Raw genomic sequence first — 26,378 nt, 5'->3', positions numbered from 1 at the left:
AGCATGCGAAATAGTGATTGATTGGCGCATTTTCCATCGTGAATCAGGTGCGCGCAGCTGGATTCTTGCATGACCCTCGAAATATTGACCTCACGAGACAGACCACAACGAATTTGGCTCAAAGCCTTGCTCATTGGCGGGCTCACTTTTCTACTGACGCTATTTTGTCTGGAACTGATTGTTGTCAGCGGACGTATTTCACCGCTTTGGTACTCCACCGCGCTAATGACGGTGATCGTGTTTCGTGCGCACTCCAGACACGTTCCCTTGTTGCTGTTTGCTTGCGTGATGGGAACCGCGCTGGCCAATCTGATCATTATTGGTCCCGCGCTCAGTAACATTAAGTTCGCCATCTTAAATATGGTGCAGGCGATTCTGGGCGGCGTGATGCTGCGCGCCCTGCTCGATCGCCGCGCCCCGCTCAATTCGTTACTCGACTGGGTGCGCTTTGCCCTGTGCGCTGGTCTGATTGCGCCGCTGCTTGGCGGTGTGGTGGCGTTGTGGATGCTGCATGTCGGTAGCAGCGCGTCACTGCCCTTCTTCTCGACGTGGGTGATTTCTGAGGTGATCGGCGTGCTGGCATTTGGTCCGGTGTTATTGCTGTGGCCGAATAAACCGCTGCGCCAGATTTTTACGCCAGGCCGACAGCTGGAAACCTGTCTGACGCTATTTGGCACGCTACTCGCCAGCTATTTATCGCTGCGTTTTCTGCCGTGGCCCTTCACCTTTATTGTGGTGATTCTGTTCTGGTGTGCGGTGCGGCTGCCAAAATTTGAAGCCTTTCTGCTGTTCTTCCTGAACGCCAGTTTTATCTCGATTCTGCTCGCCTTTAATTTGGTCAACCTGGCGCAAAACGGCATGCTGCTCGGCCAGGTCAGCACCTGGCTGCCGTTCCTGTTGGTGCTGCTGCCGAGCCACGTGATGGCGCTGGTGATGGACGCCTTCCAGCGCGAAAAGCATCACATCAGCGAGAGTGAAACCCGCTTCCGTAACGCCATGGAATACTCCGCGATCGGCATGGCGCTGGTTGCGCCGAATGGTGGCTGGCAGCAGGTCAATCAGTCGCTGTGCCAGACGCTAGGCTTCCCGGCAGATGAGCTAAAAAAACTCACTTTCCAGCAAATCACCCATCCCGACGATCTCAACAGCGATTTGCAGCAGTTGGAACGATTGGTGGCGGGTGAAATCATGACCTACACCATGGAGAAGCGCTATTTCCGCAAGGATGGCGAGATCGTCTGGGCGCGCCTGACGGTGTCGATGGTGCGCGATGCCGCGCAACAGCCGCACTACTTCATCGCCCAGATCATCGATATCTCCGAGCTGAAGCAGAGCGAGCAGGTCAATCGCCGCCTGATGGAACGCATCACGTTGGCCAACGAAGCTGGCGGCATTGGCGTGTGGGAGTGGAATCTGCTAACCGGTGAGATGTTGTGGGACAAGCGCATGTACGAGCTGTTTGGCTTAGGTCCGCACCAAACGCCCACCTACGATCTGTGGGTGCATCTGCTTGATCCGGCTGAACGGGAAACCGCCGCGCTGGTGGTGCAGCAGGCCATCGAACGTCGCAGCGCCTTCCATCTGGAATACCGCATCAATTTGCCGGAAGGCCCGCGCTATGTGCGTTCTGAGGCCAACCGTATCCTGAGTCAGGATGGGCAGATCGAACGTATGCTCGGCATCTGTCAGGACATCACGCCGCTGCGCGCGCTGAATGAAGCGCTGTTCCAGGAAAAAGAGCGCATGGCGATCACTCTCGATTCCATCGGCGAAGCGGTGATCAGTACCGATGATGAAATGCGCGTCACCTTTATGAATCCGGTGGCCGAAACGCTGAGCGGCTGGCCGCAGGAAAAAGCGGCAGGCGTGCCGATTACCGAGCTACTCAACATCACGCGTGGCGCGAGCGGGCCGCGTGTGGACAACCTGTTGCTGTGCCAGCTGCCAGGCGAAAAAATTTCCCCCGATCTCGATGAAGAGCTGGTGCTGCACACGCCAGACGGCACGCGCGTCGAGATTCATTACAGCATTACGCCGCTGAAAACCCTGACCGGTGCCAGCATCGGCGCGGTAATGGTTATTCAGGATGTCAGTGAATCGCGCAAGGTGATGAAGCGTCTGAGCTACAGCGCCTCACATGACATGCTGACGCGCCTGCCAAATCGTCACAGCTTCGAGCAGCGTTTAAAGCAGTTGGTGAACGATGCGGCGGCCAATAATAGCCATCACGTATTGGTGTTTATCGATCTGGATAAATTCAAAGCGGTGAACGATACCGCTGGCCACGCCGCCGGTGATGCGCTGCTGCGCGAACTGGCAGAGCTGATGCCACATCATCTGCGCAGCAGCGATATGCTGGCACGTTTGGGCGGCGATGAGTTTGGCGTGTTGCTGCCAAATTGCGAAGTGGATCAGGTGCGCGACGTGGTGCAGCGCATCGTCACCGCCGTGAGCGAATACCGCTTTATGTGGCAGGATCAGCCTTATCACGTCGGCGCGAGTGCCGGCATCACGCAAATCGATCAACGCAACTGCATCAGCAATGTGGTGATGTCACAGGCCGATGTCGCCTGTTACAGCGCAAAACATGCGGGCCGTGGTCAGTATCACGTTTATCAGGAAGTGCAGATGTAATCTGCCACGTCTGCCCATTGCCAGCCCGCGCTGGCTGCGCTAAAGTCGCCCCCTTTTTTCCGGCATGGGGGATAAATATGTTTATCGGATTCGATTACGGCACAGCAAACTGCTCAATTGCGGTCAGCGATAATGGCACGCCGCGCCTGCTGACACTGGAGAATGGTCAGCGCCTGCTTCCCTCCATGATTTGTGCACCAACGCGTGAAGCGATCAGTGAATGGCTGCATCGCCATCATCAGGTTCCAACGCCAGACAGCGAAGGCACCGCCTTATTGCAGCGTGCGCTGCGCTATAACCGCGAAGAAGATATCGACGTCACGCCAGGCAGCGTGCAGTTCGGTTTGACTGCGCTGCAGCAATATATGGTCGATCCCGAAGAAGTGTGGTTCGTTAAATCACCGAAATCCTTCCTCGGCGCTAACGGCCTGAAGCCGCAGCAGATCGCTTTCTTTGAAGAGCTGGTGTGCGCCATGATGCTGCACATTCGTCAGCAAGGTGAAACTCAGCTCGATCGCCCGATTGAGCAAGCGGTAATTGGTCGCCCGATTAACTTCCAGGGTTTAGGCGGCGAAGAGGCCAATCAGCAGGCGCAAGGCATTTTGCTGCGTGCAGCACAGCGCGCCGGTTTCCGTGATGTCGAGTTCCAGTTTGAGCCGGTGGCGGCAGGCCTGGATTTTGAAGCCACGCTGCAGAAAGAGACGCGCGTGCTGGTGGTTGATATCGGCGGCGGCACCACCGACTGCTCGATGCTGCTGATGGGCCCGGAATGGCGTCACAAAACCGATCGCCGTGAAAGCTTGCTCGGCCACAGCGGATGCCGCGTGGGCGGAAACGATCTCGACATTATGCTGGCGTTCAAAACCCTGATGCCGCTGCTGGGCCTCGGTGGCAATACGCAAAAAGGCACCGCGCTGCCTGCGCTGCCGTGGTGGAATGCGGTAGCAATCAACGATGTTCCGGCGCAAAGCGACTTCTATTCTGCGGCCAGCGGCAAACTGCTGCGCGATTTGATTCGTGATGCCGAACACAGTGACAAAGTGGCGCACCTGCTGAAAGTGTGGCAGCAGAAGCTGAGCTATCGTCTGGTGCGTGCGGCGGAGGAGAGCAAGATTGCGCTGTCGGAGGTGAAAGAAACCGACGCCTCGCTGGCGTTTATCGCCGCCCAATTGCAGGCGCAAATCAGCGCAGCGCAGCTGGAAGATGCGATTAACCAACCGCTGGAACGGATTCTGGAGCAAGTGCATCTGGCGCTCGCCACCTGCGAAACCAAGCCAGAAGTGATTTATCTCACCGGTGGTAGCGCACGTTCGCCGGTATTGCGCGCCGCACTGCAACAGGCGCTGCCCGATACGCCAATTGCCAGCGGCGATGACTTCGCCTCGGTGACCGCCGGCCTCGCCCGCTGGGCCGAAGTGATGTTCAGATAGTTCCTTCTCCCGCTTGCGGGAGAGGGTTAGGGTGAGGGACAGAACGCACGGTGCGATTTTCCCCTCACCCTGCCCTCTCCCAAAAGGAGAGGGAAAAGCCAAAGATTCTGCCAGATTAGAAATTCACGTTCGCACTGATCCCGCCTACAAACGCATCTTTCACTTCACTCACCGCACCCGGCGCAACCACATATTGCAGGTTCGGACGCAGCTGCAGCCATTTGGTCAGCTGAGCGTTGTAGTAAATCTCATAGTTATATTCCGAACCATCCTGAATCGGCAGATAAGTTGGGCTGTTGAAGTCCGTTTCGCCGTTAGCGTTGTTCTGCTCACGCAGAGAACGCGTGTAAGCGCTGTTAACGTGAATACGCGCTGCACCGACACCAATCTCATCCTGCGGACGCGCATCAAACGGCCCTTTCCAGGTGAAGCTCACCGACTGATAGTTATCGGTTTTCGAGGTTTTGTGGTCGTTCATCACCGCTTGTACGGTTACGCCCAAGCCACGGCTGGCATCGCCACCTTGTGCCGTCAACTGCTGTTGCAACAGCACGTAGCCGCCATAAGCATGATCCTGGCTTTGATACGCGCCATCGCGCCAGCTGCCGTAGTTGTCGCCATTCGCCGAAGAGTAGTAATAACCGATGCGGTAATTACCCGGCAGCTTGTCTGCGCCTAAGGTCGGTTTCCAGCCCAACTCTACCGGCACCATATTGCCTTCGGAGTTGCTGGTATCCAGGCGGAAGCCATCGCCGCGATCGTAGTTGGCACTGTTCTGGTTATAGAAACCGACCTGGAAGAATACCTCTGGCGTGATATTCACTTTCACCCGGCCGCCCCATTGGGAAACCGGCCAGTTGAACCAGCGATCGCCACGCCAGTTACCTGCCTGGCCGCTACCAAACGCCAGGTTCTGGAACTTACTGTCAAAGTTATCGAAATCTTCACCAACGGTCACACGACCGGCTTTCAGGTTCACGGTGTTATCGAACAGACCCTGGCTCAACCAGAATTGGGTTAAGCGCCAGGTTTGGCCGCGTCCGTACACTTCCTGAGGTGATGACAACATGCCAGTACGAGAATCGCCGACCTGATCGGCGATGTTCTGACCATTACGATCGGTAATCGTCACCTGGAATTGGGCATCCTGCCAGTTGAGCAGTTTTTCCAGGTCGAAGTTAGCGCCAAACGCCCACTGGTCGCTGTAGCGCATGGTGGTGTTGGTATCGGCACCGCCTGCCAGGTTGGAGCCGGTTTCCATGGTGTAGTTAACGTCGAATTTAATGCCGTCATTTTCCAGTTGCGTTCGGTAACCGCCCCAATCACCAAACATATATGGAGAGTCGTAACTGAAAGCATCAGCGGCCAGCGCAGATGCACTCAGCATCGCAAACATCAGGGTTCCAGCTGCCAGGCGGGGTAAATGCTGCACTGCTTCTTTTCTGTTCATGATGGTTATTCTTATATGAAGTTACTGGAATGGTTCGAACAGAGGATAGTGCTGAGGATTTGGCAATTTTTGCAAATATGTGCGCAGTTTACCGCAGGTTGATAGTGCGTTAGCGCAATTGTGACGCCAGTCGATGATTGAAAATCTTTTGGCTAAAATGGCATTTTTTGTGAGGCAGAGCAGGAAAAAGGCGGGACGCCGCAGCGTCCCTGAAAACATTACAATTTGCTGGCGCTCGCCAGCTCTTCGATCTCTTGCTTGCTGAGTTCCAGCTGAGTAGCTTTCACCAGCTCATCCAGCTGCTCCAGCGAAGTGGCACTGACAATTGGCGCGGTAATGCTTGGGCGCGCAATCTGCCACGCCAGCGCAACCTGCGTTGCTGAAACATCGTGCGAGGCGGCGACATCTTCCAGCGCTTCAACAATGCGCTTGCCGCGTTCATTCAGGTACTTATCCACGATGCCCTGCCCGCGCTTACTTTTGCTGGCATCTTCCGGCTTTTTGTACTTACCGCTGAGGAAGCCGCTGGCCAGCGAATAGTAGTTAATCACGCCGAGGCCATTTTTCACCGCGACCTGCTCCAGACCGCTTTCATACTCCTGACGATCGTAGAGATTGTATTCCGGCTGCAGCGTTTCATAGCGTGCCAGGCCGTGCTGCTTGCTCACATCCAGCGCTTCCTGCAGACGTTTAGCGTTGTAGTTAGACGCGCCAATCGCACGCACTTTGCCCTCTTTGATCAGCGAATCGAAGGCTTTGAGCGTGTCCAGCAGCGGCGTGATTTCATCATCGCGGTGCGCCTGATAAAGATCGATAACGTCGGTTTGCAGGCGACGCAGTGAATCTTCCACCGCCTGACGAATGTAAGCCGGTTTAAGACCGGTTTTCTCTGGCGACAACTCCATGCCAACTTTGGTGGCCAGCACGATGCTGTCGCGCTTACCGCTTTTCTTCAGCCATTTACCAATAATGGTTTCCGATTCGCCACCTTCGTTACCCGGCGCCCAGCGCGAATAAACGTCGGCGGTATCGATGAAGAACAAGCCCTTCTCCACCAGCGCATCAAGCAGTGAGAACGAGGTTTTCTCATCTACCGTCCAGCCAAACACGTTGCCGCCAAAGGTGAGACGGGGAACTTCGATACCGCTGTCGCCAAGCTGGCGGAGTTTCTGTTGACTCATTTTGTTCTCCTTATTCAAACGAGACAGGTCTGCTATTGAGCTTAGCAAAGGAAATGGTCTCGCTTATGCGTATTGCTGGCAGAATATTTACAGAATATGAATACTTACCTTCGCCAGGGCGATATTCTTATTTCCTTCAATTTTTGCCCGATCCGGGCGACTACAATCATTCGTTTGCGTAGTGGCACTTTTATTACGCACCTTGGGAATACGAAACCGCTGGAGAGCACACACCTTGATGAACCGTCGACTAAAAACAAGCTTGCTGGCCGTAGCCGTGATTGCCGTATTGGCTGGCGGATATTACTGGTGGCAACATCCAGCGGAACCGAATAAACAGACGCAGGCTGAAGGTCAGCAGCAGCGTGGTCGCGGCGCAGGCGGCAAACGCCCCTTAGCGCCAGTGCAAGCCGCAGCTGCCAGAACTGAAAGCGTGCCGTATTTCCTCAGCGGCCTCGGCACCGTCACCGCCGCCAATACCGTCACCGTGCGCAGTCGCGTTGATGGGCAATTGATGGCGCTGCACTTCCAGGAAGGACAGCAAGTGGCCGCCGGCGCTTTGCTGGCGGAAATCGATCCGCGTCCTTATCAGGTGGCGTTAACCCAGGCGCAGGGCCAATTGGCAAAAGATCAGGCCACACTCGCCAATGCGCGCCGCGATCTCAGCCGCTATGAAAAACTGGCAAAAACTTCGCTGGTGTCGCAGCAGGAACTTGATACGCAACGTTCGCTGGTGAGCGAAACGCTTGGCACCATCAAAGCCGATGAAGGTAACGTCGCCAGCGCCCAGCTCAATCTGACTTACAGTCGCATTACCGCGCCAATTGGTGGACGCGTCGGCTTGAAGCAGGTTGATGTCGGCAACTACATCACGTCCGGCGATACCACCGGTTTAGTGGTGATTACCGAAACACACCCGATTGACGTGGTGTTCAGCGTCGCCGAGAACAACATCAGCCAAATCCTCAAGGCGCAGAAAAGCGGACAGCCGCTGATCGTCGAAGCCTGGGATCGCAGCAACAAAACGCTGCTGACCAGCGGCACGCTATTGAGTCTCGATAACCAGATTGATGCCACCACCGGCACCATCAAGCTCAAGGCGCGCTTTAGCAACGAAGATGACACGCTGTTCCCGAACCAGTTTGTCAACGCACGTCTGAAAGTCGATACCTTGCAGGATGCGGTGGTGATCCCGACCGCTGCGCTGCAGATGAGCAACGACGGCCACTTTGTCTGGGTGGTCAACAGCGACAACAAAGTGAGCAAGAAACGCGTTACCGCTGGGTTGCAGGACAGCCAGAAAGTGGTGATCAGCGCGGGCCTCGAAGCGGGCGATCGCGTGGTGACCGACGGGCTGGATCGTCTGACGGAAGGCGCCACCGTTGAAGTGGTGGCACCGCAAAGTGCCGCGACACACAGCACGCGCGCTGCGCAGCCTGCACGCGGAGAGCGTCAATAATGCAGGTGATGCCTCCTGACAGCAGCGGTGGACCTTCGCGCCTGTTTATTCTGCGCCCGGTCGCCACAACGCTGCTAATGATCGCCATTCTGTTAGCCGGCGTGCTCGGCTACCGTTTTCTGCCCGTTTCCGCTCTGCCTGAAGTCGATTACCCGACCATTCAGGTGGTTACGCTTTATCCCGGCGCCAGTCCTGATGTCGTGACTTCATCCATTACCGCGCCGCTGGAACGCCAGTTCGGCCAGATGTCCGGCCTGAAGCAGATGTCGTCGCAGAGTTCGGGCGGCGCTTCCGTGGTGACATTGCAGTTTCAGCTGACGCTGTCACTGGATGTTGCCGAGCAGGAAGTGCAGGCGGCGATCAACTCCGCCACCAACCTGCTGCCTAACGATCTGCCGAACCCGCCGGTTTACAGCAAAGTGAATCCGGCCGATCCGCCGATCATGACGCTTGCCGTTACCACCACCAGCATGCCGCTTACGCAGGTGCAGGACATGGTGGAAACGCGCGTGGCGCAAAAAATTTCCCAGGTTTCGGGCGTGGGTTTGGTGACGCTTTCGGGCGGGCAACGTCCTGCGGTGCGCGTGAAGATGAACACCCAGGCGCTGGCCGCGCTCGGCCTGACCAGCGAATCGGTACGTACCGCCATTACCAACGCTAACGTCAACTCGGCGAAAGGCAGCCTCGACGGCCCAACGCGCTCGATTACGCTGTCGGCCAACGACCAGATGACCTCGGCGGAAGATTATCGCAAGCTGATCATCAGCTATAACAACGGCGCGCCGGTGCGACTGGGCGATGTCGCCACCATTGAACAAGGTGCCGAGAACAGCTGGCTCGGCGCCTGGGCGAACCGTCAGCAGGCAATTGTGCTCAACGTGCAGCGCCAGCCCGGCGCCAACATCATCGCCACCGCCGATAATATCCGCGCCATGTTGCCCGGTTTAACCGCCACGCTGCCGAAATCGGTGGATGTGAAACTGCTTACCGATCGTACCACCAACATCCGCGCTTCGGTCAGCGATACCCAGCACGAACTGATGCTGGCGATGGGTTTGGTGGTGATGATCATCTACCTGTTCCTGCGTAACGTCCCGGCGACCATCATTCCCGCTGTCGCCGTACCGCTGTCGCTGGTCGGCACCTTTGCCGCGATGTATTTCCTTGGCTTCTCGGTAAATAATCTGACGCTGATGGCGCTAACCATCGCCACCGGCTTTGTGGTCGATGATGCCATCGTGGTGATCGAGAACATCTCACGCTATATCGAAAAAGGCGAAAAGCCGCTGACGGCGGCGCTGAAAGGCGCGGGCGAGATTGGCTTCACCATTATCTCCCTCACCTTCTCGCTGATTGCGGTGCTGATCCCGCTGCTATTTATGGGCGATGTGATTGGCCGCCTGTTCCGCGAATTCGCGGTGACGCTGGCGGTGGCGATTTTGATTTCCGCCGTAGTATCGCTGACGCTGACGCCGATGATGTGCGCCCGCATGTTAAGCGCCGAATCGTTGCGCAAGCAGAACCGCTTTTCGCGTGCCAGCGAAGCGATGTTTGACCGCATTATTGCCAGCTACGGGCGCGGCTTAACGCGCGTGCTGTTGCATCCGTGGATCACCTTGTCGGTGGCGCTCAGCACCTTGCTGATCACCGTGTTGCTGTGGATCGTCATCCCCAAAGGCTTCTTCCCGCAGCAGGATAACAGCATCATTCAGGGCACCTTGCAGGCACCGCAGTCGGTTTCTTACGCCAACATGGCGGAACGCACGCGCGATGTTGCTTCGATCATCATGAAAGATCCGGCGGTGCAGAGCATGACTTCGTTTGTCGGCGTCGATGGCACCAACGCCGCGCTCAACAGCGCACGCCTGCAAATCAACCTCAAGCCGCTGAATGAGCGTGACGATCGTATTCCGGCGGTGCAGCAGCGCCTGCAACAGGCGTTAGCTAAAGTGCCGGGCATTTCGCTGTGGCTGCAGCCGGTGCAGGATTTGACCATTGATACCCAGGCCAGCCGCACGCCGTACCAGTTCACGCTGCAATCCGGCTCGCTCGAGTCGCTAAGTTTGTGGGTGCCGAAACTGCTGGAGCAACTGAATACGCTGCCGCAGCTGCGTGACGTCAGCAGTGACTGGCAGGATCAAGGTTTGGAAGCTTTTGTACGTGTCGATCGTGACAGCGCCAGCCGCTTGGGCATCAGCATGGCCGATGTGGATAACGCGCTGTATAACGCCTTTGGTCAGCGGCTGATCTCCACCATTTACACCCAGGCCAACCAATATCGCGTGGTGCTGGAACAGAACAGCGATGCCACGCCGGGACTGGCGAGCCTCGACGGCATTCGTCTGACCAGCAGCGACGGCGGCAGTGTGCCGCTTAGCGCCATCGCGCAAATTGAGGAGCGCCACGCCGCGCTCAGCATCAACCATCTCGATCAGTTCCCGTCAGCAACCTTCTCGTTTGATGTCGCCGACGGCTATTCGCTGGGCGATGCGGTGAAAGCGGTGAGCGCGGCAGAAGATCAGGTTGGCATGCCCGCCGAGATGATGACGCAGTTCCAGGGCAGCACGCTGGCCTTCGAAGCGGCATTGTCCAGTACCGTGTGGCTGATCGTGGCGGCGGTGGTGGCGATGTATATCGTGCTTGGCGTGCTGTATGAGAGCTTTATCCATCCGATCACCATTCTCTCGACGCTGCCCACCGCCGGTGTGGGTGCGCTGCTGGCGCTGATGCTGAGCGGCAACGAGCTGGATATCATCGGCATCATTGGCATTATCTTGCTGATCGGTATCGTGAAGAAAAACGCCATCATGATGATCGACTTCGCGCTGGCCGCAGAGCGTGAGCAAGGCATGCCGCCGCGTGAGGCGATTTATCAGGCGTGCTTACTGCGTTTCCGTCCGATTCTGATGACGACATTGGCGGCGTTGCTCGGTGCGCTGCCGCTGATGCTGAGCACCGGCGTCGGCGCGGAGTTGCGCCATCCGCTGGGGATCGCCATGGTCGGCGGTTTGGTGGTGAGCCAGGTGCTGACGCTGTTCACCACGCCGGTGATCTATCTGCTGTTTGATCGTCTGTCACACGCGACGCGCCGTCGCTTTAAACGCTCGGAGGCGCAGTCGTGAAGTTCTTCGCGCTGTTTATCCATCGCCCGGTCGCCACCACTTTGCTGACGCTGGCGATTGCGCTGGCCGGTATTCTCGGCTTCCGCCTGCTGCCGGTAGCGCCGCTGCCGCAGCTGGATTTCCCGGTGATTTTGATCTCGGCTTCGCTGCCCGGCGCATCGCCGGAAACCATGGCGGCCTCGGTAGCAACGCCGCTCGAGCGCTCGCTGGGGCGCATTGCCGGCGTCAGTGAAATGACCTCCACCAGCTCGCTGGGCAGTACGCGCATTATTCTGGTGTTCGATTTTGATCGCGACATCAACGGCGCGGCGCGCGATGTGCAGGCGGCGATCAACGCCGCGCAAAGCCTGCTGCCAACCGGCATGCCGAGCCGTCCCAGCTACCGCAAAGCCAACCCTTCCGATGCGCCGATCATGATCCTGACGCTGACCTCAGACATTTATAATCCCGGTCAGCTGTATGATTACGCCTCAACGCAGCTGGCGCAGAAGCTGTCGCAAATTGAAGGCGTGGGCGATGTGACGGTTGGCGGCAGCTCGTTGCCTGCGGTGCGCGTCGAACTCAATCCGCAGGCTTTATTCAATCAAGGCGTTTCGCTGGATGCGGTGCGCACCGCCATCAGCAACGCCAACCAGCGCCGTCCGCAGGGCGCGATTGATGATGTGCAGCAGCGCTGGCAGTTACGCACCAACGGAGAATTGCAAACCGCCAGTGAGTATCAACCGCTGGTGGTGCATTACAACAACGGTGCGGCGGTGCGCCTCAGCGATGTCGCTAACGTTCAGGATTCAGTGCAGGACGTACGCAACGCCGGGATGACCAACGGCAAAGCGGCGGTGCTGCTGGTGGTGCGTAAATCGCCGGAAGCCAACATCATCGATACCGTTGATCGCATTCGTGGCGAATTGCCGGAACTGCATGACGTGATCCCCGCCGCCATCGATCTGCAAATTGCTCAGGATCGTTCTCCCACCATTCGCGCCTCGCTGCATGAAGTGGAACAGTCGCTGATCATCGCCGTGGCGCTGGTAATTTTTGTGGTGTTTGCCTTCCTGCGTGACTGGCGCGCCACGCTGATCCCCGCCGCTGCGGTGCCGGTTTCGCTGATTGGCACCTTCGCCGCCATGTATCTGTGCGGCTTTAGCCTGAATAACCTGTCGCTGATGGCGTTAACCATCGCCACCGGTTTTGTCGTCGATGACGCGATTGTGGTGCTGGAGAACATTGCGCGCCACGTCGAAGCGGGCATGAAGCCGCTGCAGGCGGCGCTGACCGGCGTGCGCGAGGTCGGTTTTACCGTGCTGTCGATGAGCCTGTCGCTGATTGCGGTGTTCCTGCCGCTGCTGATGATTGGCGGCATCATTGGCCGCTTCTTCTCGGAGTTTGCCATCACGCTGTCGGTGGCGATTCTGATCTCGCTGTTTATCTCGGTCACGCTGACGCCGATGATGTGCGCTTACCTGCTCAAGCCGCAGGTCAAGCGCAGCCAGCCGCGTATACGCGGTTTCGGCAAGCTGCTGATGAAGGTGCAAAACGGCTACGCGCGTTCATTGGGTTGGGTGCTGAATCACGCCATTTGGGTGCTGATGCTGCTGCTCGGCACCGTGGCGCTTACCGTTTGGCTGTTCATCTCGATCCCGAAAACCTTTATGCCAGAGCAGGATACTGGCCGCTTACAAGGGTTTATCTCGGCGGACCAGAGCATTTCGTTCCAGGCGATGCGCGGCAAGCTGCAGGATTTCATGAACATCATCAAAGCCGATCCGGCGGTGGATAACGTCACCGGCTTTACCGGCGGTTCGCGCACCAACAGCGGTTCGATGTTCGTCTCGCTCAAGCCGCTCTCCGAGCGCAGCGAAAGCGCGCAGCAAGTGATCGCCCGGCTGCGTATCAAGCTGGCGAAAGAGCCGGGCGCGAATCTCTATCTCAACGCGGTGCAGGACATTCGCATTGGCGGACGTGAATCCAACGCCAGCTATCAATACAGCTTGTTGTCAGACAACCTGAATGATTTGCGCGAATGGGAGCCGAAAATCCGTCAGGCGTTTGCCGCCCTGCCCGAGCTGGCGGACGTCAACTCGGATCAGCAGGACAACGGCAGCGAAATGAATCTGACCTACGATCGTGAAAGCATGGCGCGGCTCGGCATCGATGTGTCTGCCGCTAACGCGCTGCTGAATAACGCCTTTGGTCAGCGCCAGATCTCCACCATTTATCAGCCGCTCAATCAGTACAAAGTGGTGATGGAAGTCGATCCGCGTTACACCCAGGACATCAGTTCACTCGGTCAGATGTTTGTGATTAACAGCGACGGCAAAGCGATTCCGCTAAGCTGGTTTGCCAAATGGCAACCAGCCAATGCGCCGCTTTCGGTAAACCACGAAGGCTTGTCGGCGGCGTCCACCATTTCGTTTAACCTGCCGGAAGGCGTATCGCTGTCGCAGGCGTCTGAAGCCATCGATCGCACCATCACCGCGCTTGGCGTGCCCTCCAGCGTGCGCGGCAGTTTTGCCGGCACCGCGCAGGTGTTCCAGCAGTCGCAATCCAATCAGCTTTACCTGATGCTGGCAGCGATTGCGGCGGTGTATATCGTGCTCGGCATTCTGTATGAGAGCTACGTGCATCCGCTGACCATTCTCTCCACGCTGCCGTCGGCGGGCGTCGGCGCGCTGCTGGCGCTGGAGCTGTTCAACACGCCGTTCAGCCTGATTGCGCTGATCGGCATTCTGCTGCTGATCGGTATCGTGAAGAAAAACGCCATCATGATGGTCGACTTTGCGCTGGATGCCGAGCGCAACGGCAATCTGACGCCGCGCGACGCGATCTTCCAGGCGTGCCAGCTGCGCTTCCGCCCGATTCTGATGACCACGCTCGCCGCGCTGTTTGGTGCACTGCCGCTGGTGCTGACCAGCGGTGACGGCGCGGAACTGCGTCAGCCGCTCGGCATCACCATCGCCGGGGGTTTGGTAATGAGTCAGCTGCTGACGCTCTACACCACGCCGGTGGTTTATTTGATGATGGATAAGCTGCGGCGGCGTAAGAAAAAGGTGTTGGTGGCGGGTTAAGGGAGGTCGCCATGAATGGCGACCCTACAAAACCGCACACTACATTCGTAGGGTCACCATTTATGGTGACCGCATAGCAGAGGAGATTCAGTGAACACGCAAAACGCCACCGTGCGCTGGCAGCTATGGATCGTCGCGTTCGGCTTCTTTATGCAGGCGCTGGATACCACCATCGTTAACACCGCGATCCCATCGATGGCGCGCGATCTCAACGTCAGCCCACTGAATATGCACTCGGTGATCGTCTCCTACGTGCTGACCGTGGCGATTACGCTGCCGATCAGCGGCTGGCTGGCGGACCGCTTTGGCGTGCGCAATATCTTCTTCTGCGCCATTGTGCTGTTCAGCATCGGCTCGCTGCTGTGCGCCTTCTCCACTACGTTGGATGAGCTGATTATGGCGCGCGTGGTGCAAGGCATTGGCGGCGCGATGATGGTACCGGTTGGCCGTTTGACGGTGATGAAAATCGTGCCGCGCGAGCAATATATGTCGGCGATGACCTTCGTCACCACGCCGGGACAAATTGGTCCGCTGCTCGGCCCGGCGCTGGGCGGGATTCTGGTGCAATACGCCAGCTGGCACTGGATTTTCCTGATCAACATTCCGGTTGGCATCATTGGCGCGATTGCCACGCTAACGCTGATGCCCAACTACACCATGCAGACGCGGCGCTTCGATTTCCTCGGCTTTGTGCTGCTGGCTGTCGGCATGGCGACCTTAACGCTGGCGCTGGATGGTCAGCGCAGCTCCGGCGGATCGCCGCTGTTGCTCGGCTTACTGATTCTGGTCGGGGTGTTTTCGCTGCTGTTCTACCTGATGCACGGCCGCAACAACGATAACGCGCTGTTCAGCCTGAAACTGTTTGATAACCGCATCTATTCGATTGGCCTGCTCGGCAGTTTTACCGGCCGCATCGGTAGCGGCATGCTGCCGTTTATGACGCCGATCTTCCTGCAGGTCGGTCTTGGCTACAGCCCGTTCCACGCCGGTTTGATGATGATTCCGATGGTGCTCGGCAATATGGGAACCAAACGCGTGGTGGTGCGCATCGTTAACCTGTTTGGTTATCGCAATGCGTTAGTCGGCGCGACCCTTGCGCTGGCGTTAGTGGTGCTGCTGTTCCCGCTGGTGGCGCTGCTTGGCTGGATCTGGCTGCTGCCGGTGGTGCTTTTAATGCAAGGCATGGTGAATGCGATTCGCTTCTCCTCGATGAACACCTTGACGCTAAAGGAACTGCCGGACGAGCTGGCTTCAAGCGGTAACTCGTTGTTATCGATGATCATGCAGCTGTCGATGAGTATTGGCGTCACCGTAGCCGGTTTGCTGCTGGGCGCCTTCGGTCACGGCGTGGTGACCGACAGCGCGGCGGCCCATCAAACCTTCATTTACACCTATCTGTGCATGGCGCTGGTGATAGCGCTGCCGGCGTTTGTATTTTGGCGCGTACCGAAGGATGTCAGTAAAAACGTTGACCTCAGAGGCAGGAGCAAAGGATGAAACGGCCGGTAAAATGGGGCATTGGCGCCAAACTGTTTGCGGCGATTTTTTCCACCTGCATGCTGGTGATCATCACCATGCATTGGGGCGTGCGGCTCAGCTTTGAGCACGGCTTTGTGGACTACATCAAAAAAGGCAACGAACAGCGCTTAACCCTGCTGAGCGATGCGCTGGCCGATCAGTATGAGCAGCACGGTAGCTGGGATTTTCTGCGTACTAATGACAAGCTGATTTTTTCTATTTTGCGCTCGCTGGAGCAGAATCCTGGCAGTGTTAATCAGCTACCGCCGCATGGCTGGCGCACGCAGTTCTGGATTATCGATCAGCAATATAAAGTGCTGTCAGGTCCGCGTCAGCCGGTGCCGCCGGAAGGCACCAGGCGCAATATCACCACCAGCAACGGCAAGATTGTTGGCTGGGTGATTGCCTCTCCGGCTGAACGTCTGACGCGCAGCACCGACATCAACTTTGATCAGCAGCAACGACGCACCAGCTGGATGATCGTGGCGCTAACCGGTTTACTCGCTGCGTTGGTCACCTGGCTGTTGGCGCGCGGTTTACTGGCACCGGTGAAACGACTGGTAGATGGTACGCACCATCTGGCGGCGGGCAATTTCGCCACCCGCGTGGAAGTCGGCAGCAGCGATGAACTCGGTCAACTGGGCCGCGACTTCAACCTGCTTGCCAGCTCGCTGGAAAAGAATGAAAGCAATCGCCGCGCCTTTATGGCCGACATATCCCATGAACTGCGCACGCCGCTGGCGATTCTGCGCGGTGAGCTGGAAGCGATGCAGGATGGCGTGCGCAAGCTGACGCCGGAAGCCATCAGCTCGTTGCAGAGCGAAGTGGTGGTTCTCACCAAACTGGTCGACGATCTACATCAGTTGTCGCTGTCCGATGCGGGCGCCCTCGCCTATCGCAAACAGCCGGTTGATCTGGTTAATCTGCTGGAAGTGGTGGCCGGCAGCTTCGGCGAACGTTATCGCAGCCGCGGCTTAACGCTCAATCTGGCATTGCCCGCGCAGGCGGAGAGCTTTGGCGATCCCGATCGTCTGATGCAACTGTTCACCAATTTGCTGGAAAACAGCCTGCGTTATACCGACAGCGGCGGCGCGGTGCAGCTCTCGATGCAGCTGGCGGGTGAAAACTGGCAGCTGAGGTTTGCGGATAGCGCGCCGGGTGTCGATCCGGCCCATCAGGCACAATTATTTGAACGATTTTTCCGCGCGGAAAGTTCGCGTAATCGCGCCAGCGGCGGCTCGGGGCTTGGCCTGGCGATCTGTAAAAACATCGCTGAAGCGCATGACGGCAGCATCAGTGCGGATCACTCTGATTTAGGTGGACTGCAAATCACGCTAAACTTGCCGTATGTTCCTCACTAGACGTCCCTTATGAGCCCGGAAAATAGCGATCCTCTGATCCTTGTTGTAGAAGATGAACCCAAACTGGCGCAGCTGATGATTGATTATCTGCAGGCGTCCAACTATCGCACGCACCACATTGCCGACGGTAACGAGGTGTTGAGCTATGTGCAGCAAACTCCGCCGGATCTGATGCTGCTGGATTTGATGCTGCCCGGCCGCGATGGCTTAACGCTGTGCCGCGAAATTCGTCGTTTCTCTGAGCTGCCGATCATCATGGTGACCGCGCGTACCGAAGAGATTGATCGCCTGCTGGGGCTGGAAATCGGTGCGGATGACTATATCTGCAAGCCGTTCAGTCCGCGTGAAGTGGTGGCGCGCGTCAAAACCATTTTGCGCCGCGTCAAACGTTCGCCGGAAGAAGCGCAGCAGGAATCGCATCTGCATATTGATGAAAGCCGCTTTCAGGCCAGCTGGCGTGAACAGCAGCTGGAGCTGACGCCTGCGGAGTTTCGTCTGCTGAAAACGCTGGCGTTGGAGCCGGGGAAAGTGTTCTCGCGCGAGCAGCTGCTCAATCATCTCTACGACGATTACCGCGTAGTCACCGATCGCACCATCGACAGCCACATCAAAAACCTGCGCCGCAAGCTGGAAAGCCTCGATGCGGAACAGCCGTTTATCCGCGCCGTATACGGTATGGGCTATCGCTGGGAAGCGGACGTTTGCCGCTTGCTGTAGCCTGCAACGGCTTACATTGATCCAGGTCAATTTACATCGAGTGCGGGCCTGCTTACAATTCCCCACCTTTTGCAGGGCCGTATAATGCGGCCGCTGCACCGGCCATCCACGATGGCATGCTGACCTGACATCAGTGAGAAAATCCATGTTAAAACCTGAACTGCTTTCTCCAGCGGGATCGCTGAAGAATATGCGCTACGCCTTTGCCTACGGCGCTGACGCCGTCTATGCCGGCCAACCTCGCTACAGCCTGCGCGTTCGCAACAACGAATTCACCCACGAGATTCTGGCCAAGGGCATCAATGAAGCCCATGAACTGGGTAAGAAATTCTACGTAGTGGTCAACATCGCCCCGCATAACGCCAAACTGAAAACCTTTATCCGCGATCTGACGCCGGTGGTGGCAATGCAGCCGGACGCGCTGATCATGTCCGATCCCGGCCTGATTATGCTGGTGCGTGAAGCCTTCCCGCAGATGCCGATCCATCTGTCGGTACAGGCCAACGCGGTTAACTGGGCGACGGTGAAATTCTGGCAGCAAATGGGACTGACGCGCGTGATTCTGTCGCGTGAGCTGTCGCTGGATGAGATTGCCGAAATCCGCCAGCAGGTGCCGGAAATGGAGATTGAGATCTTCGTACACGGCGCGCTGTGCATGGCTTACTCCGGTCGCTGCCTGCTCTCCGGCTACCTTAACAAACGCGATCCCAATCAAGGTACCTGCACCAACGCCTGCCGCTGGGAATATAAAGTGGAAGAAGGCAAGCAGGACGAGGTTGGCAACATTGTCGGATTCCATGAACCGGTTAAGGTGCAAGAGCCCACGCTCGGCGTCGGCGCGACCACCGACCGCGTGTTCCTGTTGGAAGAGAAGATGAAACCGGGTGAAGTGATGAGCGCCTTCGAGGACGAACACGGCACCTACATCATGAACTCAAAAGATCTGCGCGCGGTGGCGCACGTTGAACGTCTGAGTCAAATGGGCGTGCATTCATTGAAAATTGAAGGCCGCACCAAATCCTTCTACTACTGCGCGCGCACCGCGCAGGTTTATCGTCGCGCCATCGACGATGCCGCTGCGGGAAAACCGTTCGACCCGGCGCTGCTGGAGACGCTGGAAGGCCTGGCGCATCGCGGTTATACCGAAGGTTTCCTGCGTCGTCATACCCATGACAGCTATCAGAACTACGAGCAAGGTTTCTCCATCTCCGAGCGCCAGCAGTTTGTTGGTGAATTTACTGGCGAGCGTCGCGGTGACTGGGCGCAGATTGCGGTGAAGAACAAGTTTATGCTCGGCGATTCTGTCGAGATCATGACGCCAGAAGGCAACCTCAACTGCACGCTTGAAACCATGCAGAACGATAAAGGATCGGCGGTGGACATGGCGCCAGGCGATGGGCATCGCGTGTGGATTCCGGTGCCGGAATCGGTCAACCTCGCCTTTGCCTTGCTGCTGCGTAATTTCACCGATGGCAACAGCACCTACGATCCACACGGGAAAAATCGCACTTAATGAAAAGATTTCGGCGAAGTTAGATTAGGATCACAGACCACCTCTTCCCCTCGCTTTAGAATCCCGCCTGCTGCTAACGAGTAAGAATAAAAGCAGGTAGTACCAGGAACCACCTCATTCACCCGCCCGGCTCCCCCGTGCGGGTTTTCTTTTTTCTACGCCACCCAATTTTTCATCGCCCGCCGATAAAGTTCTCTCCCCGGCTATGCTATAACCTGTGCTCTGTAACTCGCATCAAGGAACTGATAATGCAAAACAAACCGCTGACGCTGCTGATCCTCAACGGGAAAGGCGCAGGTAATGAAGATTTGCGCGCTGCGGTGAATACGCTGCGTGATGAAGGCTTTAATCTGGCGGTGCGCGTCACCTGGGAAAAGGGGGATGGCGATCGTTATGTTCAGGAAGCGGTTGATTTGCAGGCAGAAACCGTGGTGGCCGGCGGCGGCGATGGCACCATCAATGAGATCGCGACTGCGCTAGCGCGCTTGCCCGAACAGCAACGCCCAGCGCTGGGCATTTTACCGCTCGGCACCGCCAACGATTTCGCCACCAGCGTCGGTATTCCGGAAGGGATGGAACCGGCTTTACGCTTAGCGTTGGTGGGAAAAGCGACAACCATCGATTTGGCGCGGGTGAACGGCGATCGCTACTTTATCAATATGGCGACCGGCGGATTTGGCACGCGCATCACCACCGAAACCCCCGAAAAGCTGAAATCGGCGCTCGGCGGCGTATCGTACTTTATTCATGGATTGATGCGCGTTGATGCGCTGAAACCGGATCGCTGTGAAATCAGCGGACCCGGCTTCAACTGGCAAGGCGATGCGCTGGTGATAGGCATTGGCAATGGACGTCAGGCCGGCGGCGGGCAAAAGCTCTGCCCGGATGCGCTGATTAATGATGGCCAGCTCAATCTCAGCATCGTTACCGCGCAAGAGCTGCTGCCCACGTTGCTACATTCCCTGACGCGTGATGATGAAAATCCGAATATCGTCAGCGCGCAGTTGCAGTCGCTTACCATCCGTTCACCGCATGAGATGACGTTTAATCTGGATGGTGAACCACTGACCGGAAGTGAGTTTGAGATTGAAGTGATGGCGGGCGCACTGAGCTGCCGCTTGCCGCCGCAATGCCCGTTATTAGCGTGATTTTTCGCGGGTCGCCAAGCATGGCGACCCGATTTGTAATTACACCTTCATCCAGCGGCGTTCCAGCGCGGAAACCGCTACCGCTTCCAGCACCTTCTGCACCTGCAATCCTTCGGCGAAATCTGGCCACATGCGATCGCCAGAGGCAATGCCATTGATCAAATCGCGGATTTCAACGGTTTTCTGATCGTTAAAACCGATGCCGTGCCCGGCCGAGACGCAGAAGTTGGCGTAATCCGGATGTGCCGGACCGGTCAAAATGGTTTTGAAACCCTGACGTCCTGCCGGTTCATCGTGAATGTACAACTCCAGCTCGGCCATACGCTCCTGGGTATAACGCAGCGTGCCTTTGGTGCCGGTGACCACATAGGTCAGGCCCATTTTGCTGCCGCAGGCGATACGCGAGGTTTCAAACACGCCGTGCGCACCGTTTTTAAAGCGCAGCAAGGCGCTGGCCTGATCTTCGTTTTCCACCGGCAGCAGGCGCGACTTATCCTTCGGGTCCGGACGCTCTTTAATCACCGTCATCATATCGCCGCTGACTTCTTCGATATCACCGACCAGATAGTGCGCCATATTCACAATATGCGCGGCGAGGTCGCCTAACGCGCCTAATCCCGCCAGCGCTTTCTGGCAGTGCCAGTCGAGTGGGGTTTCCGGGCGTGCCAGATAATCTTCGTTGTGCGTGCCGTAGAAATGCACCACGTCGCCGATTTCACCGCGAGCGATAATTTCGCGTGCCAGCTGGCTGGTCGGGTTTTTCATGTAGTTGAAACCGACCAGCGTTTTCACGCCCGCCTGCTGCGCCGCTTGCACCATCTCTTCCGCATCGGCCACTGACAGCGATAACGGTTTCTCGGAGTAAACGTGCTTGCCGTTGCGAATCGCTTCCAGCGCCATCTCTTTGTGCAGGAAGTTTGGCGCACAGATATCAACCACATCGATGTTTGGATCGCGTACCAGCTCACGCCAGTCGCCAGTAGAACGGGCAAAGCCAAAGGTTGCCGCTTGTTTCGCCGCCAGCTCTGGATTAACTTCCGCCAGCATCTCACGCACGATCTCGCCTTTCAGGGCAAAAACTGTGGGTGCCTGAGCGTAGGCAATTGCATGACAACGACCGATGTAACCACTGCCAATCATACCGATTCTGACTTTGTTCATGACTAATCCTGCATTCGGGTAAGAGTTGATGTGGAATATATGTTTCGCTTTTTGCCCCGACAACGGTGAAATGAAATATCTGTGATCATGCATGCGAGGTATCTGACAAAATCGACAAATCAGAATGTAATTTTGCATAGAGTTAGTGATCATCATCACAAAACCGATTCTGTCAGCCGTAATTTTGCCGCGCTGAGTTCGCTCATAGCGTGCAATTGACGCTTTATTCAGCAGTCAGAACGAATTGTGAAAAAGAGTTTTGACAAGGCGAGGTCTGCTCGATAATATGCGCCCCGTTCAAACGATTCCTCTGTAGTTCAGTCGGTAGAACGGCGGACTGTTAATCCGTATGTCACTGGTTCGAGTCCAGTCAGAGGAGCCAAATTCTTGAAAAGAGCAGCCTATAAGGCTGCTTTTTTTATGTCTGCGATTTGGGTGCTGTTTTCCCCCTCACCCTAGCCCTCTCCCAGCGGGAGAGGGAACACTCCCCTGCACCATGCCTTTATGCACTCGCCGATCAGCTCCCTCTCCTTTGGGAGAGGGTTGGGGTGAGGGAAACGATATGCTCTGTGATTCTCTTCACAACTCTGCAACGCCGACTTGTATGGTAGTATTAGTGCGCGTATTTTTTCATCATTGCATTCCCGTTGGAGTAGATGATGAAAAGTGTAGTGATAGAGCAACCGGGTGAATTGGTATTGGCTGAGCGTCCGCTGCCGCAACCCGCAGCAGGTGAAGTACGCGTGAAGGTGCAATATGCCAGCATCTGCGGTTCCGATGTGCATATCTGGCACGGTCACAATCCTTTCGCCAAATATCCGCGCGTCCTTGGTCACGAATTCTTTGGCCTGATCGATGCGGTCGGCGCTGACGTTGCCGCCAGCCGCATTGGCGAACGCGTAGCGGTCGATCCGGTGGTTAGTTGCGGCAACTGCTATCCCTGCTCCATTGGTCGCCCAAACGTCTGCAAAGAGCTGCAGGTGATTGGCGTACACCGCGACGGCGGCTTTAGCGAATATGCCGTCGCACCGGCTAAAAACGCCTTCCGCCTGCCGGATAGCGTTCCCGACAAACTCGCCAGCATGGTCGAACCTTTCACTATCGCGGCCAATATCACCGCCTTCCTCAAACCACAGCCAAACGATGTGGCGCTGATTTACGGTGCCGGTCCAATGGGCCTCACCGCCATTCAGGTGCTGAAAGGCGTGTATGGCGTTGAACAGGTATTAGTGGTTGATCGTCTGCCAGAACGTCTGGCGCTGGCGCTGGAAAACGGTGCCGATCAGGTGTTCAACAACAGCGATATTCCGCTCGCCGCGCAGCTGGAAGGCGTGCAGCCGACGCTGATTATTGATGCCGCCTGCCATCCTACGATTCTGTCCGAAGCCGCCGCCCTCGCCTCACCGGCAGCGCGTATCGGCCTGCTGGGCTTTTCTGGCGAGCCGTGCAGCATCACGCAGCAAAGTCTCACCAGTAAAGAGCTGTCGCTGTTCACCTCGCGTCTCAACAGCAATCGCTTCCCGCAGGTGATTGAGTGGATTGAGCAAGGCCAGATCCAGCCGGAGAAACTGGTAACGCACTATTTCCCGCTGGCCGAGGTTGAGCAAGCCATGACGCTGTTCGAAAAAGATCCCCGCACCTGCTGCAAAGTGATCCTACAAATGGGTTAAGTTAACCCGCACACCAGGTGTCCCCATGCCGGTACCTTACCCGCCGGCATTATTACTATAAAAAATGACGATGACGGAGTTTCTATGTTTAAGAACCTGCGCTGGACCCTCGTACTGCTGTTGTTCCTGGTGTTTATGATCAACTACCTTGATCGTATCGCCCTCTCTCTGACCGTACCGCTGGTGGAAAAAGACCTGATGATCAACGCCGAACAGTTCGGCATGATTTTCGGCAGCTTCTTCTTCGGTTATGCCCTGTTCAACTTCATCGGTGGCTTAGCGACCGATAAATTCGGCCCGACCATCGTGCTCGGCACCGCCGTTGGCATGTGGTCGCTGTTCTGCGGCCTGACCGCGATGGCGACCGGCTTCTGGTCGATGATGATTCTGCGCGTACTGTTTGGCATGGCGGAAGGCCCAATTTCAGCCTCAGCGAACAAAGCCATTAACGGCTGGTTCCCGAAAAAACAGGCCGCCACCGCGATGGGTTTACTCAGCTCGGGTTCACCGCTGGGTGGCGCAGTTGCCGGTCCGATTGTGGGCTATCTGGCGCTGTCGTTTGGCTGGCGTCCGGCGTTTGTGGTGATCGCCGCGATTGGTTTTGTCTGGCTGGCGCTGTGGTTCTTCTTCGCGTCCGATAACCCGGCGAAAAGTAAGCGCGTATCGGCGGAAGAGCGTGCCTTAGTGGAAAAACTGAAAGCCGAAGAACCGGCTGACGTGATCGACCCAAGCGGCAACGCGCACGGTTTGGGCTTCTATCTGCGCCAGCCAATCATCCTGGTCACCGCCTTTGCTTTCTTCTGCTACAACTACATTCTGTTCTTCTTCCTGAGCTGGTTCCCGGCGTATCTGGTGCAGGCGCACGGCCTCGACATCAAAGCGATGAGCATCACCACCATGATCCCGTGGATTGTTGGCTTCGTTGGCCTGGCGTTGGGTGGCTGGATCTCCGATAAGATTTTCAATATCACCGGCAAGCTGCTGCTTTCACGAAAAATTGTGCTGGTGGTTTCACTTACCGCCGCCGCGATTTGCGTGGCGCTGGCAGGTACGATAAAAGAGGTCAACTCGGCGGTGATCATGATGTCGATCTCCATCTTCTTCCTCTACATCACCGGCGCGATTTACTGGGCGATTGTGCAGGATGTGGTGCATAAAAGCCGTGTCGGCAGCATCAGTGGCTTTATCCATCTGATTGGTAGCCTGTCAGGCGTAATCGGCCCGGTGGTGACTGGCTTCATCGTGCAGCACTCGGGTAAGTTTGACAGCGCCTTCATCCTCGCGGGTGCGGTTGCTGGCGTCGGTGCGCTGCTGGTGCTGCTGGTAATTCGCGAACCCAAGGCCAACAATAAACCGGTTTCAGTGTAAATCTCATGGGGCGCTGAGCGCCCCATTTGCCAAAAGGAATGATTATGTTAGAGCTTGAACGCCTCCCCGCTGATGTCCAACGTCCCGCTTACGATCGCAGCCAACTGAAAACCCGCATGGTGCACATCGGCTTTGGTGCCTTCCATCGTGCGCATCAGGCGCTGGCAACCGATAAGCTGGCTGCACAAGGCAGCGATTGGGGTTACTGCGAAGTGAATCTCAACAGCGGCACGCTGATTCAGGCGCTGCGTCAGCAGGATCTGCTCTATACGCTGACCGAAATTGCCGATGAGAGTTTACACACGCGCGTGATTGGCGTGGTGACGCAAGCGCTGCATGGCAAAGGCGACGGCATTGATTCAGTGATTGAGGCGATGAGCCAGCCGGATGTGGCGATTGTCTCGATGACTGTGACCGAGAAAGGCTATTGCTACATGCCGTCGAGCGGCAAGCTCAATCCCGATCATCCCGATATTGTGCACGACCTCGCGAATCCTACTCAGCCACGCTCACTGCCCGGCCTGATTCTGGCGGCCATTATCCGTCGCCGCGAACGCCATCTGCCGCCGTTTAGCGTGATGTCCTGCGACAACATGCCGGAAAACGGCCATGTCACGCGTAACGTGATTACCCAGCTGGCCGAGCGCCACAGCGCTGAACTGGCGGATTATATCCAGACGCACATCACCTTCCCTTCAACTATGGTTGATCGCATCGTCCCGGCAATGACCGATGCGGCATTCGACGCGCTGGCCGAACGTTTAGGCAGCCGCGATCCGGTGGCGGTAGAAGCTGAGCCGTTTTTCCAATGGGTCATCGAAGACAACTTTGTTAACGGACGTCCGGCGTGGGAAAACGCCGGTGCGGAGCTGGTCAGCGATGTGCTGCCGTTCGAAGAGATGAAGTTGCGTATGCTTAACGGCAGCCACTCGTTCCTCGCCTATCTCGGTTTTCTCGCCGGTTATGAGCACATCAGCGATTGTATGGCCGATGCCAGCTATCGTGCGGCGGCACGCGCATTGATGTTGCAGGATCAGGCACCCACGCTGCGTACGCAGGGCGTCGATCTCGAAGCCTATGCCGATTCCCTGATTGCACGTTACGAGAATCGCGCCATCAAACATCGCACCTATCAAATCGCCACCGATGGCACGCAAAAGCTGCCGCAGCGTCTGCTGGATAGCGCGCGCTGGCATCTGCGCAACGGCACTTCATGCGACTTCGTGTTGCTGGGTGTGGCAGGCTGGATGCGTTACGTCAGCGGCGTGGATGAGCAAGGCCAGGCAATTGAGATTCGCGATCCGCTGAAAGATCAGCTGGCAAACATTGTGGCTAACAGTGAAGACGGTGCAGCGCGCGTTAAAGCATTGCTCGGCCTAAACGCGGTGTTCGGCGACGATCTGCAGCAGCAGGCCTTTGTCTCACGCGTGACCGAACTCTATCTGCAGCTGTTGCAACAGGGCGCGCGCGCCACGGTGCAAAGCCTCGTCACACAAGGCTAAGCGCCTGCACAAATGTGTAGCGCAGACGCAGCGTGCTGATTAGACTGAACCTTTCTTAACGGGCTGGCAGATGCCAGCC

Annotated in this window: 16 protein-coding genes and 1 tRNA gene; 14 read left to right on the top strand and 3 right to left on the bottom strand. The window is 56.9% G+C overall.

The annotated features are described in order from the left end of the window. Positions 1 to 69: 69 nt before the first annotated feature. Entirely contained in the window at positions 70 to 2,634 is a 2,565-nt protein-coding gene (locus BM323_RS10915) for a diguanylate cyclase (RefSeq protein ID WP_008104891.1), read from the top strand. A gap of 77 nt (positions 2,635 to 2,711) precedes the next feature. Further along, positions 2,712 to 4,064, top strand: a complete 1,353-nt coding sequence (yegD, locus tag BM323_RS10910) for a molecular chaperone (RefSeq protein ID WP_008104893.1) — start codon at positions 2,712 to 2,714, stop codon at positions 4,062 to 4,064. Positions 4,065 to 4,179: 115 nt separating this feature from the next. On the opposite strand, the gene BM323_RS10905 is transcribed toward yegD, so the two are convergent. Next, on the bottom strand, positions 4,180 to 5,514 hold the full coding sequence (locus tag BM323_RS10905) for a carbohydrate porin (protein ID WP_036648467.1): 1,335 nt from the start codon (positions 5,512 to 5,514) through the stop codon (positions 4,180 to 4,182). A gap of 218 nt (positions 5,515 to 5,732) precedes the next feature. After that, positions 5,733 to 6,695: an aldo/keto reductase gene (locus tag BM323_RS10900; protein ID WP_008104896.1), complete on the bottom strand. Its 963-nt coding sequence runs from the start codon at positions 6,693 to 6,695 to the stop codon at positions 5,733 to 5,735. Between the two features lie 238 nt (positions 6,696 to 6,933). Here BM323_RS10900 and BM323_RS10895 point away from each other — a divergent pair, with 238 nt between their 5' ends. From BM323_RS10895 to yegS, 8 genes are all read left to right on the top strand, one after another. Further along, positions 6,934 to 8,154 carry an MdtA/MuxA family multidrug efflux RND transporter periplasmic adaptor subunit gene (locus tag BM323_RS10895; protein ID WP_008104897.1) on the top strand — a complete coding sequence of 407 codons (1,221 nt, stop codon included), beginning with the start codon at positions 6,934 to 6,936 and terminating at the stop codon, positions 8,152 to 8,154. After that, positions 8,154 to 11,276 carry an MdtB/MuxB family multidrug efflux RND transporter permease subunit gene (locus tag BM323_RS10890; protein WP_008104899.1) on the top strand — a complete coding sequence of 1,041 codons (3,123 nt, stop codon included), beginning with the start codon at positions 8,154 to 8,156 and terminating at the stop codon, positions 11,274 to 11,276. The genes BM323_RS10895 and BM323_RS10890 overlap by 1 nt, the downstream gene beginning before the upstream one ends. Next, positions 11,273 to 14,341 carry a multidrug efflux RND transporter permease subunit MdtC gene (gene mdtC / locus BM323_RS10885; protein ID WP_008104901.1) on the top strand — a complete coding sequence of 1,023 codons (3,069 nt, stop codon included), beginning with the start codon at positions 11,273 to 11,275 and terminating at the stop codon, positions 14,339 to 14,341. Before BM323_RS10890 ends, mdtC begins: the two co-directional genes overlap by 4 nt. Positions 14,342 to 14,431: 90 nt before the next feature. Then, positions 14,432 to 15,838 carry a multidrug transporter subunit MdtD gene (mdtD, locus tag BM323_RS10880; RefSeq protein WP_008104908.1) on the top strand — a complete coding sequence of 469 codons (1,407 nt, stop codon included), beginning with the start codon at positions 14,432 to 14,434 and terminating at the stop codon, positions 15,836 to 15,838. Continuing rightward, positions 15,835 to 17,220 carry an envelope stress sensor histidine kinase BaeS gene (baeS, locus tag BM323_RS10875; RefSeq protein WP_008104909.1) on the top strand — a complete coding sequence of 462 codons (1,386 nt, stop codon included), beginning with the start codon at positions 15,835 to 15,837 and terminating at the stop codon, positions 17,218 to 17,220. Before mdtD ends, baeS begins: the two co-directional genes overlap by 4 nt. Before the next feature lie 9 nt (positions 17,221 to 17,229). Beyond that, on the top strand, positions 17,230 to 17,937 hold the full coding sequence (baeR, locus tag BM323_RS10870; RefSeq protein ID WP_008104910.1) for an envelope stress response regulator BaeR: 708 nt from the start codon (positions 17,230 to 17,232) through the stop codon (positions 17,935 to 17,937). A gap of 145 nt (positions 17,938 to 18,082) precedes the next feature. Beyond that, positions 18,083 to 19,450 carry a prephenate-dependent tRNA uridine(34) hydroxylase TrhP gene (yegQ, locus tag BM323_RS10865; protein ID WP_008104911.1) on the top strand — a complete coding sequence of 456 codons (1,368 nt, stop codon included), beginning with the start codon at positions 18,083 to 18,085 and terminating at the stop codon, positions 19,448 to 19,450. 248 nt (positions 19,451 to 19,698) lie between these two features. Further along, positions 19,699 to 20,598 (top strand): lipid kinase YegS, encoded by a 900-nt coding sequence (gene yegS / locus BM323_RS10860; RefSeq protein ID WP_091003741.1) that lies wholly within the window; start codon positions 19,699 to 19,701, stop codon positions 20,596 to 20,598. A gap of 39 nt (positions 20,599 to 20,637) precedes the next feature. Here the strand turns inward: yegS and BM323_RS10855 are convergent, their stop codons facing one another. After that, positions 20,638 to 21,759 carry a Gfo/Idh/MocA family protein gene (locus BM323_RS10855; RefSeq protein ID WP_091003738.1) on the bottom strand — a complete coding sequence of 374 codons (1,122 nt, stop codon included), beginning with the start codon at positions 21,757 to 21,759 and terminating at the stop codon, positions 20,638 to 20,640. 306 nt (positions 21,760 to 22,065) lie between these two features. Here BM323_RS10855 and BM323_RS10850 point away from each other — a divergent pair. From BM323_RS10850 to BM323_RS10835, 4 genes are all read left to right on the top strand, one after another. Then, positions 22,066 to 22,141 (top strand) — tRNA-Asn (locus BM323_RS10850). Between the two features lie 277 nt (positions 22,142 to 22,418). Beyond that, positions 22,419 to 23,429, top strand: a complete 1,011-nt coding sequence (locus BM323_RS10845) for a Zn-dependent oxidoreductase (RefSeq protein ID WP_008104914.1) — start codon at positions 22,419 to 22,421, stop codon at positions 23,427 to 23,429. Between the two features lie 84 nt (positions 23,430 to 23,513). Then, the gene (locus BM323_RS10840; RefSeq protein ID WP_007889540.1) at positions 23,514 to 24,797 is read left to right on the top strand and encodes an MFS transporter; all 1,284 of its coding nucleotides are present in this window, start codon (positions 23,514 to 23,516) and stop codon (positions 24,795 to 24,797) included. Positions 24,798 to 24,841: 44 nt separating this feature from the next. Next, positions 24,842 to 26,299 (top strand): mannitol dehydrogenase family protein, encoded by a 1,458-nt coding sequence (locus BM323_RS10835; RefSeq protein WP_091003734.1) that lies wholly within the window; start codon positions 24,842 to 24,844, stop codon positions 26,297 to 26,299. Positions 26,300 to 26,378: the final 79 nt, after the last annotated feature.

Source organism: Pantoea sp. YR525 (genome assembly GCF_900116775.1).
In the GTDB taxonomy this organism is placed as follows: Bacteria; Pseudomonadota; Gammaproteobacteria; order Enterobacterales; family Enterobacteriaceae; genus Pantoea; species Pantoea symbiotica.
Note: the sequence above shows the minus strand (reverse complement) of the source record. Positions and strands in the feature narration are given on the sequence as shown.